The sequence below is a fragment of the Paraburkholderia sp. genome (genome assembly GCF_035948235.1).
Taxonomy (GTDB): Bacteria; Pseudomonadota; Gammaproteobacteria; order Burkholderiales; family Burkholderiaceae; genus Paraburkholderia.
Genome location: NZ_DASZJJ010000243.1, coordinates 1 through 10,846, shown reverse-complemented (window position 1 = coordinate 10,846; position 10,846 = coordinate 1). Strand labels below are relative to the sequence as shown.

Here is a 10,846-nt window from a genome sequence, read left to right as displayed (position 1 = left end):
GCGAGCGAAGCGAGCAACGGGATGAATGAGTCCTTTGTCACTTCGTTTTATGGCGAGAGGTGCGATCAATGCCCAGTCACCACTCCGCTATACGAATAGAGGTGGACGGCGTCACACTAGCGGTGTGAGCGGCTTTCTTTTGGTTACTTTTCTTTGCCGCGGCAAAGAAAAGTAACTGCCGCCCCGCACAGGGGCAACGCTAATAGACCGACACGAATTCAAGGAAACGCCAAAGACGAAATGCCAAAGGCGAAACGCCAAACACCAAACACCTAAAGCTCAGCCCCGCAACTCAGCATCCAGCGCCGCGAGCTGCGCAACCGTCCCAACGTTCTCCCAGCGCCCCTCGAAGAGTTCACCCGTCGCCCGCCGCTGCGCAATAGCCGCCTTGTAATACGGCGTAAGCGCCTGCTTCGTACCCGGTTCGAGATCGCGAAACATCCGCGTGTCATACAGCCCAATACTGCCAAACGTATAACGCGGCACACCGTCCGCCGAGAGCACCCCATCGGCGCCCAACGCGAAATCCCCACCCGGATGAAACACGGGATTCGGCACCATCACCAGATGCATCCCCGGCTCCGCACGCGCGGCAAGCGCCACTGCAGCCTCATCCAGCCGCGCGAAATCGAAATCGCTATACACATCGCCAGCGACGGCCAGAAACACACACGGCTCGCCGTCCCGCTCCAGCAGCGGCAACGCCTGAGCGATACCCCCGGCTGTCTCCAGCGCATCGCGCTCGGCAGAGTAAAGCAGTTGCACACCCAAACGCGAACCATCACCCAGCGCAGCCTCGATCTGCTCGCCCAGCCACGCGTGATTAATGACGATGCGTGTATACCCAGCCGCCGCGAGGCGCTCGATCTGCCACACGATCAGCGGCTTGCCGCCCGCTTCGAGCATCGGTTTCGGGCAGGTGTCGGTGAGGGGGCGCATGCGCTCGCCGCGCCCGGCGGCAAAGATCATCGCCGTACGGGCGCGCGTCATGAATTCGACCTTGTCATGAAATAGGAACGCTCAGAAGGTATAGCCGGTCTGGGCCTGCGTGCCCTGCAACTCGTCGATGAACCGCGCGAACGGCGCGAGCGGCCGATAACGGCGCGCGACCTTGCCCGCGTAATCGAGAAAGCGCGGCAGGTCCGCCATGTAATGCGGCTTGTTATCGCGATAGTTGATGCGGCAGAACAGGCCCAGCACCTTGATATGGCGCTGCAGGCCCATCCATTCGAGCTGGCGGTAAAACTCGCCGAAGTCCGGATCGACGGGCAGGCCCGCTTTCTTCGCGCGTTCCCAATAGTGGACGAAGCAGTCCAGCTCGAACTCCTCGTCCCAGCTCAGGAAGGCGTCGCGCAGCAGCGAGGCGATGTCGTAGGTAATCGGCCCGTACACGGCATCCTGGAAATCGAGCACGCCGGGATTGGGTGTGGCGATCATCAGGTTGCGCGGCATGTAGTCGCGCAGCATGAAGACCTGCGGCTGGGCGCGGGCGCTGGCGATCAGCAGCGCAAAGGTGCGGTCGAGCATGCCACGCGTGGCGTCGTCGATTTTGCGGCCCAGATGGCGCTCCAGATACCACTCGGGCATCAGCTCCATTTCGCGGCGCAGGAAGGCTTCGTCGAAGTCGGGCAGCACGCCTTCGCGCGAAGTCGCCTGGAAGCGCACCAGTGCATCGATGGCGTCGCGCATCAGCGTGCGCGAGCGCGGTCCAGGACCGGCAACGACTAGCGCCTGCAGGTAGGGCTCGGTGCCGAGGTCGGTCAGCAGCATGAAGCCGGCGTCCAGATCGACTTCGAGCACGCGCGGCACGTGTACGCCCGCGGCTTCCAGCAGGCCCGCGACTTCGACGAACTCGCGGCATTTTTCGGGCGGCGGGGCGTCCACGGCGATCAGCGTCGCGCCGTGTTCGCCCGCGCTGGCGAGGCGGAAGTAGCGGCGAAAGCTCGCGTCGGCGGAGGCCGGCGCAAGCGTGGCCAGGTCCAGGGCGTAGGTGGCGGCGTGGCCGGCAAGCCACGCGGCGAGCTGGTCGCGGCGGGCGTCGGCAGGGGAGGACGGCTCGGAGAAGGTCATGTAAACCAGAGGCAAAATCAGTGGATCAACGTCTTGCCATATAATACCCCACGACTTTTTTGACGCGACTCGCGCCAAAGCCTGCACGACGGTTCGCCTGCCGCACTTATCTTCAGTCCATCATCCGATGAATTGTAAATAACTGTGCGCAACCTTGCCCTGATCGACGCCGTTCCGGTTTCTCGCCCGGAGCGTGCCCGACACCGGCAGGACAGCCGTTATGGGCGGGCAGCCGGCCGGGCCGATACGCCAAAACCATACATGCCGCCCAGACAGTTTTTCCAGACGATCTCCAACAGTGACGACGGCGTGCCGGGCAAGCGGCGGCTCATCGCGGCACTCGTGGCCGTGCCGGGCTTCATGCCCGCGTTCGCGCACGCCCAGCTCTCGGGCGCATCCGCGCAGGCCGAGCGGCTGGACGATGCGTGGAGCCTGCGCCTGGCTCCGCAGCTAGGGGACACGCCCAACGCGACGGGGCAGCACCCCGCCACCTTCGTACTCGGCGATTCGACCACCGGGACCTCGGGCACCGACGCCGCCGTCAAGGGCGCAGCCGAGCTGCGCCAGGGCACCAACATCGTCAAGGGCGATGCGCTCCACTACGACCAGGACACCGACATGGCCGATGCTTACGGCAATGTCGTGGTGGTCCAGAGCGGCACGACGTTCGCCGGTCCCGAAGGGCATCTGAAGGTCGAAGCCAACGAAGGCTTCATGACCACGCCGAAGTATCACTTTTCGGTGACGGGCGGTTCCGGCAGCGCGGAGCGCGCCGACCTGCTCGACAACGAGCGCTCGGTGCTGACCAACGGCACCTATACGGCCTGCCAGTGCTCGACCGACCCGGCGTGGTACATCAAGGGCACCGAGTTCGACTTCGACACGGGCGCCGACGAAGGCGTCGCGCACAACAGCGTGCTGTTCTTCCAGGGCATGCCGATTTTCGCGAGCCCGTGGATTTCGTTCCCGCTCTCGGGCGACCGCCGCAGCGGCCTGCTGCCACCGACGTTCTCGATCAGCTCGACCAACGGCTACGAAATCTCGCTGCCGTATTACTTCAACATCGCGCCGAATCGCGACCTCACGTTCACGCCCGAGCTGATCTCGAAGCGCGGCGTGTTCCTGCAGGGCACTTACCGGTATCTGTCGGCCAATTACTCGGGCTCGATCACCGGCACGTTCCTGCCCGACGACGCGATCACCAAGACTAACCGCTACGCGCTGTTCATCCAGCACAACCAGAACTTCGGCAACGGGTTCGGCGGTTACATCTACTACAACAAGGTCTCGGACAACACCTATCCGGAAGACCTGGCTTCGCCCGCCAACCAGTTCCTGAACGGCACGCAGATGCTGTATCAGCAGGAAGCGGGCGTGACATACAACAACGGTCCGTGGTCCGTGCTCGGGCGCTGGCAGCACTGGCAGACGCTCGCGCCTTCGCAGGCGCCGTATGGCCGCGAGCCCGAACTGAACGTGAAGTACGCGAAGTACAACGTCGACGGTTTCGACTACGGCGCGGAAGCCGACTATTCGCGCTTTCGCATCACCGAATCCGACGCAACCGAAGGCGATCGCGTCGTCTTCAATCCGTACCTGTCGTATTCGCTCGCGGGCCCGGGTTACTTCGTCACGCCGAAGGTGCAGTGGCACTTCGCGTCGTACAACCTGAGCAACATCGGCTCGAATTCGACCTTCGGCTCGCCCGCCGGCACGCCCAAGAGCTTCACCGAGTCGATCCCGACCTTCAGCTTCGATACGGGGCTGGTGTTCGACCGCTCGGTGCATCTGTTCGGCACGGACTATATCCAGACGCTGGAGCCGCGCCTGTACTACGTGTACACGCCGTATCGCAACCAGGAGTTCGCGCCCCTTTTCGATACCGCTGAAGCCGATTTCGGCCTCGCGGAAATCTTCACGCCGAACACCTTCGTCGGCGACGACCGTATCGCCGACGCGAACCGCATCACGGCCGCGCTGACGACGCGTTTCATCGACGCGGCGTCAGGCGACGAACGTGCGCGCTTCGTGCTCGCCCAGGAGTATTACTTCCGCGACCAGCGCGTCACGCTCACGCAGGATCAGACCACCACGGGCGCGGCGCATTCGGACCTGATCGCGGGCATGTCGCTGAAGATCGGGGGCGGTTTCGCGTCGGAAACTGCGTTCCAATATAATGCGGACCAGAATCAGCTGGAGAAGGCGAGCATCGGCTTCGGTTACAGCCCGGGACCGAGCCGCGTGCTCAATGTCGCGTACCGCTACACGCGCGAGAACAGCAGCACGCTCGACAACCAGCCAATCAACCAGGTTCTGATTTCGGCTCAATGGCCGTTCTCGCACCGGGTGTACGCTGTGGGCCGCTTCAACTACGATCTGAACGGCCACAAGATCGTCGACGGTCTGCTCGGCATGCAGTACGACGCCGATTGCTGGGCGCTCGGTATCGGTATCCAGCGCTATGCGAACGGGATCAACTCGACCGGCGGCAACAACTCCGCGACGCGTTTCCTTGCGCAGCTCACGCTCAAGGGCCTGTCGAACGTGGACAACGGCCTGGTTGCGGCCTTCCGCGCGGGTGTGCCGGGCTATACGCAGTTGCCCGGCCAGCCGCCGGCGCCGTCGCGATTCACGGATTATCAATAACGCGTGATCCGGCTGACGCGGCCTTTAAGGGGCCGCGCTCCGGTGCAGCGCGAGTCGGTGCTTAGAGACGGGCGAAGCTGCCCGCCAACCTTGGAGTATCTGTGGGAATCATGAAAAAGCTTCGCCTGGCAGCGTACGCTGCGAGTCTCTTCGCCGTCGCAGGCATGATGCCGGCAGCCCCGGCTTACGCACAGCAGCTTTCGCAGGGCGGCAGCGGCCAGACGGTCGATCTGATCGCCGCGGTCGTCAATGACGGCGTGATCACGCAGCGCGAGCTCGACGAGCGCGTGGTGCTCATCTCGCGCCGCCTGAGCCAGCAAAATGCGCCGGTTCCGCCGATGGACCAGTTGCGCGCCCAGGTGCTCAACCAGATGGTGCTCGAACGCATCCAGCTGCAAAAGGCCAAGGAAGACGGCATCACGGTGGACGACGCTTCGGTCAACCGCACGCTCGAACGCCTCGCCCAGGCCAACGGCATGGATCTGGCCACCTACCGCACGCGCATTGAAGCCGCTGGTGTGCCGTGGGCGACCTTCACGAAGGACGCGCGCACGGAACTCACGCTCTCGAAGCTGCGCGAGAAGGAAGTGGATAGCAAGATTTCGGTGTCGGATGCCGAAGTCGCGAACTACATCGCCAGCCAGCGCGGGCCGAACGCCGGCCAGCAAAGCGACCTGCACTTCGAGCACATCTTCATCAAGGCGCCGCTGAACGCGCCGGAAGCCGATATCGAAGCCGCACAGAAGAAGGCTGACGCGCTGCTCAAGCAGGCGCAGTCGGGCAGCAAGTTCTCGAGCCTCGCGAAGTCGAATTCGCAGGCCGCCGACGCCAGCAAGGGCGGCGACATGGGCTTCCTCGCACCGTCGAAGCTGCCGCCCGAATGGGTGACGGCGGCGTCCACGCTGCGTCCGGGCGAAGTGAATCCCGCAGTGATCCGCACCAACGACGGTTTTGAAATCGTCCGTCTGGTCGAGCGCCGCCAGGGGCAGGGCACGAGCGCCGCCGCGCCGCAGCTCACGCAGACGCACGTGCGCCACATCCTGCTGCGCGTGGGCGACGGCATGTCGGAACCGCAAGCGCGCCAGAAGCTGCTGGAAATCCGCCGCGAAGTGGCGGCGGGCGGCGACTTCGCCAAGTTCGCGCGTACCTACTCGCAGGACGGTTCGGCCTCGCAGGGCGGCGACCTCGGCTGGATCAGCCCGGGCGAGACGGTGCCTGAATTCGAGCGCGCCATGAACACGCTGCAGGACGGCCAGCTGAGCGAGCCGGTTCGCTCCGAATACGGCTACCACCTGATCCAGGTGCTGGGCCGCCGCGAAGCTGAAGGCTCGGTTGCGCAGCAGATGGATCTGGCGCGTCAGGCGATCGGCCAGCGCAAGGCCGAACAGGCTTACGCCGACTGGCTGCGCCAGTTGCGCGACACGGCCTACGTCGACTACAAGATCAGCGGCATGACGCCGCCGCAGCAACACTGATCAGCCTGAAAGGAACCGCGCCGTGAACGTCCCCGCTTCTTCATCTTCAGCGCCGCGGGGACCGCGGCCGATCCGCATCGCCATCACCACCGGCGAGCCGGCCGGCGTCGGCCCCGAGCTGACGGCGGCGGCACTGGCGGGCGCCTCGGCGCACTGGCCGGATGCCGAATTCGTCGTGCTGGGCGACCGCGCGTTGATCGAATCACGTGCGGGCTCGGCGGGCGTCGATTGGGCGGCAGTGCAGACGGGCCAGAAGGTGAGCGTCGAACACCTCGCGCTCGCCGCGCCCTCTAAGGCCGGCAAGCTGGACGCCGCCAATGGCCCTTACGTACTCGCTTTGCTCGACCGTGCGATAGACGGCGCCGTAGCGCAGGAATTCGACGCCATCGTCACCGCGCCGCTGCAAAAGAGCACGATCAACGACGCCGGCGTGCCGTTCACCGGACACACCGAATACCTTGCCGAACGCACGCACACGCCGCGCGTGGTGATGATGCTGGCGGGCACCGGCGCGCGACCTTTGCGCGTGGCGCTGGCGACGACTCATCTGCCGCTCAAGGACGTGCCTGCCGCACTCACCATCGACGGCTTGCTGGAAACGCTGCGCATCGTCAATCACGACCTGCGCCACCACTTTGGCGTACCCACGCCGCGCATCCTCGTCACCGGCCTGAACCCGCACGCGGGCGAGAACGGCTATCTGGGCCGCGAGGAAATCGACACGATTTCGCCTGCACTGGCAAAAGCCGCCGCTGAAGGCATCGACGCGCGCGGCCCGTATCCCGCCGACACGCTGTTCCAGCCGCGTTATCTCAACGAGGCCGACTGCGTGCTGGCAATGTTCCACGACCAGGGCCTGCCGGTCCTGAAATACGCGACGTTCGGCGCGGGCATCAACGTGACGTTGGGCCTGCCGATCGTGCGCACCTCGGTCGATCATGGCACCGCACTCGACCTCGCCGGCACGGGCCGCGCGGACGCGGGCAGCCTGATCGCCGCCATCGACACAGCCGTTTCGATGGCGCGTCACCGCCGCGCCATTCAATAGAAGATCAAGATGTCCAATAGCAGCAGCAAATCGAGCAAACAGCACCAGGGCCACTTCGCGCGCAAGCGCTTTGGTCAGAACTTTCTCGTCGATACGCATGTGATCGAGTCGATCGTCGACATCATTCGCCCGCAACGCGGCGAACGCATGGTCGAGATCGGTCCGGGGCTGGGTGCGCTCACCGAGCCGCTGATCGAGCGCCTCTCCACGCCCGAAGCGCCGCTGCATGCGGTTGAACTCGACCGTGACCTGATTGGACGCCTGACGAAGAAGTTTGGCCCGCTGCTCGAACTGCACGCGGGAGACGCGCTCGCGTTCGACTTCGGCTCGCTGGCGGCAGAGGGCGACAAGCCCTCGCTGCGCATCGTCGGCAACCTGCCGTACAACATTTCCAGCCCGCTGCTGTTCCACCTTGCGAGCTTCGCGGAACGGGTGATCGACCAGCATTTCATGCTGCAGAACGAAGTGGTCGAGCGCATGATCGCCGAACCGGGCACCAAGGCGTTCAGCCGCCTGACGGTGATGCTCCAGTACCGCTACGTGATGGACAAGGTGCTGGACGTGCCGCCCGAGTCGTTCCAGCCGCCGCCCAAGGTGGATTCGGCGATCGTGCGCATGATTCCGTACGCGCCGCACGAACTGCCGAAGGTGGATGCGGCGATCCTCGGCGAACTGGTGACGGCGGCGTTTTCGCAGCGCCGCAAGATGCTGCGCAACACGCTGGCCGATTACCGCGAGCGCCTGGATTTCGAGGCGCTTGGCTTCGATCTGCAGCGCCGTGCGGAAGACGTGCCGGTGGACGAATACGTGCGTGTCGCGCAGGCGCTGGGAGCAGCGGCGCCGCAATAAGCGCCGCTTTCCCTTTCTGGTTCAGGCGCGCTGCGCCTCGTAGGCCTTGAGCTGGCTGTAGACGATGCGCAGCACCGACAACTCGCTCGACGCGCGTTGCGCCGCGCCGCCGCGGCGGATCAGATCGCCGAGGACGTGATCGGCCTCGATGCGCGAACCGTTTTGCACATCGCGCAGCATCGACGCGGTGAGCGTCGAGCCGGTCGCGAACAGCATCGCGCGCGAGCGCTCCAGAAAACTGTCGCGCACGGCATGGCCGTGTTCCGCGGCCACGGCGCGGCATTCAGCGAACAGACGCTCGATCGTGGCCGCGCCATCGGGCGTCGCGACGATCACGCCCACCGGCGCGCGAAACAGGCACGTGCTGCCCGCGAGCGACGCCAGGAACACCCACTTTTCCCACATCTCCTGCAGGATGCGCTCGCTCGCCTTGAGGTTGAAGCCGGCGTTGCTGAACGCCGCCGTGATGGCCTCTACGCGCGCCGACACGCCGCCGCCCAGCTCGCCGAAGGTGATTGCATGGGCGTCGTTCAGGTGGACGATTTCGCGCTTGTCGTTGAGCGTCGAGGCGATCAGACAGACGCCGCCGAGCACCGCCTGGGTGCCGAAGCGCGCCTGCAGGATCTCCAGATGGCGCATGCCGTTGAGCAGGGGCAGGATCACCGTTTCAGGACCTACTGCGGCCGCGAAGGAATCGATGGCATCGTCGAGGTCGTAGGCCTTGCAGCTCAGCAGCACGAGATCGTAGGGCGGCGCGCCAGACGCGGTGAGTTGCTCGCGCGTGACCGTCTGCGGATCGCGCAGCGTCAGATCGCCGCCATGTGCACTGCGGATCACGAGGCCATCGGCGCGCAGTTGCGCCGCACGCGCCTCGCGCACCAGAAACGTGACATCGCGCCCGGCGGCGGCGAGCCGCCCGCCGAAATAGCCGCCCGTCGCGCCTGCACCCACTACCAGAATCCGCATGTCTGCTCCTGTCTCTTCTATCGTCGTTCGCAAAGGCCGGCCGCCTGGCGCCGTGGCGCGGGCGGCCGATTCGGGATGGCGATCATCCTAGAGCAAATCGATGGGATTTGCCGGGCAGACCTCGCGCGGGGCACGGCGGGGCGCGGCGCCGACGTCGGCAGGGCAGGAAAGATTTTGGTAGAGTCCCGCTTTTGACGATGGCAAAAAACTGGAGTCCCCATGCGCCTTTTGCACACGATGATCCGGGTCGGCGACCTGGACCGCTCGATCAAGTTCTACACCGAATTGCTCGGCATGAAACTGCTGCGCCGCGAAGATTATCCCGATGGCAAGTTCACGCTGGCCTTTGTGGGTTACACCGATGAGCGTGATGGCACCGTCATTGAGCTGACGCATAACTGGGATACGCCGTCGTATGACCTCGGCACGGGTTTTGGGCATCTGGCTGTTGAAGTGGCGGATGCTTATGCGGCCTGCGCGAAGATCAAGGAGCAGGGCGGTACGGTCGTGCGCGAAGCCGGCCCGATGAAGCACGGCACCACCGTGATCGCGTTCGTCACCGACCCGGATGGGTACAAGATCGAGTTTATTCAGAAGAAGTAAGGATGAGTGGGGCGGCATGGGAGCGCTCTGATGCCGCCCTCAAGTAACTTCAGAAGCCCCTGATTTGATGCACGTCGCCAGCAATTAAAACGAGATTAATGGGCGATTTGTACAAATTTAAAGATTAATATTTAAAATTCGATTGACAATTCGAACGAAAATAGAAGTATTTCTATAGCGTCAATCTCTTGGGCGCTCTTATTATTTTTTGGCGCACCCGCGCTTTATGGTTTAGAAACGAATTGATACAAATGTTTCGGAATCCTGATTTTAGGATCGTGTGATACCTGTGGTGATCGGTCACGACTGCATCGAGCCGTATTTCGATATATGCGCTCGATCGGCGAAAGGCACCCTCTTCGCGTATTTCGGACTGTTCCTATATGCCATTCTCGATCGAGCAACGACACTGTCAGGCTCAGTATTCAAACGTAAACTCGGTTCCAAGGGATGAAAACTCGGAGCATCGGCGATCTGCCGCCTTTGCTCCAGCAGCCCGCGCTTCCGATTGAACGCTGGGTTACCTATCGTGGGCACTTGAAAGGAAAACCTCGATGTCAATCTTGCTAAGTGCGTTTCTGGTGTCCTTTATTGTCGTCATGTTGACCGTACGCCTGAAACATATCCATGGGAGATTGTCCATGGATGGCGATCTGGATGGCGTTCAAAAGATCCATAGCGTCGCGGTGCCTCGCATCGGTGGTTTGGGGCTCTTCGCGGGGTTCGCGCTTGCTTTCGCCTACGAAGAATACGCTGGTCGTGTCTCGGGCCACCAATACTGGCAGCTGCTGATTTGTTCTTCGCCTGCGTTCCTGGCGGGCTTCACCGAAGATCTGACTAAACAGATCAGCGCCAGTTTGCGCCTTGTCTGCGCGATGAACGCCGCAGCCTTGGCTTGCTGGGCGATGCCGGCGATCGTCACGCACACAAGCGTGCCGGGGCTTGACTTGCTGCTTGTTGTTCCCGTCGCTGCATTTGCGTTCACCATTCTCGGCGTCGCTGGCGTTGTGCACTCGATTAACCTCATCGACGGTTTGAATGGCCTGGCTTCAGTCGTCGCCGTTCTGATTCTCGCATCAATCGCCTGTGTGGCCCATGCTGTCGACGACAGTCTGATTGTCTCGATGTCTCTTGCTCTGATTGGCGCCATCCTTGGTTTCTTGCTGTGGAATTACCCCGTTGCGAAAAT

The 10,846-nt window shown here is 63.3% G+C and carries 8 protein-coding genes and 1 pseudogene; 6 read left to right on the top strand and 3 right to left on the bottom strand.

From position 1 onward, the window contains the following. Nucleotides 1–279: 279 nt before the first annotated feature. Nucleotides 280–990 carry an N-acetylmuramate alpha-1-phosphate uridylyltransferase MurU gene (murU, locus tag VG320_RS21265; RefSeq protein WP_327202041.1) on the bottom strand — a complete coding sequence of 237 codons (711 nt, stop codon included), beginning with the start codon at nt 988–990 and terminating at the stop codon, nt 280–282. 30 nt (nt 991–1,020) lie between these two features. Next, on the bottom strand, nt 1,021–2,070 hold the full coding sequence (locus VG320_RS21260) for an aminoglycoside phosphotransferase family protein (RefSeq protein ID WP_327202040.1): 1,050 nt from the start codon (nt 2,068–2,070) through the stop codon (nt 1,021–1,023). 261 nt (nt 2,071–2,331) lie between these two features. On the opposite strand from VG320_RS21260, the gene VG320_RS21255 reads away from it, so the two are divergent. The 4 genes from VG320_RS21255 (at nt 2,332) to rsmA (ending at nt 8,088) form a co-directional block, all read left to right on the top strand. Further along, nucleotides 2,332–4,716: an LPS-assembly protein LptD gene (locus tag VG320_RS21255; RefSeq protein ID WP_327202039.1), complete on the top strand. Its 2,385-nt coding sequence runs from the start codon at nt 2,332–2,334 to the stop codon at nt 4,714–4,716. Nucleotides 4,717–4,817: 101 nt separating this feature from the next. Continuing rightward, nucleotides 4,818–6,191 (top strand): peptidylprolyl isomerase, encoded by a 1,374-nt coding sequence (locus VG320_RS21250; RefSeq protein WP_327202038.1) that lies wholly within the window; start codon nt 4,818–4,820, stop codon nt 6,189–6,191. Nucleotides 6,192–6,213: 22 nt separating this feature from the next. After that, nucleotides 6,214–7,239, top strand: a complete 1,026-nt coding sequence (gene pdxA / locus VG320_RS21245; RefSeq protein WP_327202037.1) for a 4-hydroxythreonine-4-phosphate dehydrogenase PdxA — start codon at nt 6,214–6,216, stop codon at nt 7,237–7,239. 9 nt (nt 7,240–7,248) lie between these two features. Further along, the gene (rsmA, locus tag VG320_RS21240) at nt 7,249–8,088 is read left to right on the top strand and encodes a 16S rRNA (adenine(1518)-N(6)/adenine(1519)-N(6))-dimethyltransferase RsmA (protein WP_327202036.1); all 840 of its coding nucleotides are present in this window, start codon (nt 7,249–7,251) and stop codon (nt 8,086–8,088) included. Nucleotides 8,089–8,109: 21 nt separating this feature from the next. Here rsmA and panE read toward each other — a convergent pair whose 3' ends face one another. Next, a complete protein-coding gene (panE, locus tag VG320_RS21235; RefSeq protein ID WP_327202035.1) occupies nt 8,110–9,054 on the bottom strand; it encodes a 2-dehydropantoate 2-reductase in 945 nt (314 codons plus the stop codon). Between the two features lie 219 nt (nt 9,055–9,273). On the opposite strand from panE, the gene gloA reads away from it, so the two are divergent. Both gloA and VG320_RS21225 read left to right on the top strand, forming a co-directional pair. Then, nucleotides 9,274–9,657 (top strand): lactoylglutathione lyase, encoded by a 384-nt coding sequence (gene gloA / locus VG320_RS21230; protein ID WP_103707888.1) that lies wholly within the window; start codon nt 9,274–9,276, stop codon nt 9,655–9,657. Between the two features lie 554 nt (nt 9,658–10,211). After that, nucleotides 10,212–10,846, top strand: a pseudogene (locus VG320_RS21225) (glycosyltransferase); the annotation flags it as partial.

Bases quoted from the DNA above. Each gene is read 5' to 3' on its own strand.
- murU (WP_327202041.1), bottom strand. From the start codon at position 990: ATGACGCGCGCCCGTACGGCGATGATCTTTGCCGCCGGGCGCGGCGAG.
- VG320_RS21255 (WP_327202039.1), top strand. From the start codon at position 2,332: ATGCCGCCCAGACAGTTTTTCCAGACGATCTCCAACAGTGACGACGGC.
- rsmA (WP_327202036.1), top strand. From the start codon at position 7,249: ATGTCCAATAGCAGCAGCAAATCGAGCAAACAGCACCAGGGCCACTTC.
- gloA (WP_103707888.1), top strand. From the start codon at position 9,274: ATGCGCCTTTTGCACACGATGATCCGGGTCGGCGACCTGGACCGCTCG.
- VG320_RS21260 (WP_327202040.1), bottom strand. From the start codon at position 2,070: ATGACCTTCTCCGAGCCGTCCTCCCCTGCCGACGCCCGCCGCGACCAG.
- panE (WP_327202035.1), bottom strand. From the start codon at position 9,054: ATGCGGATTCTGGTAGTGGGTGCAGGCGCGACGGGCGGCTATTTCGGC.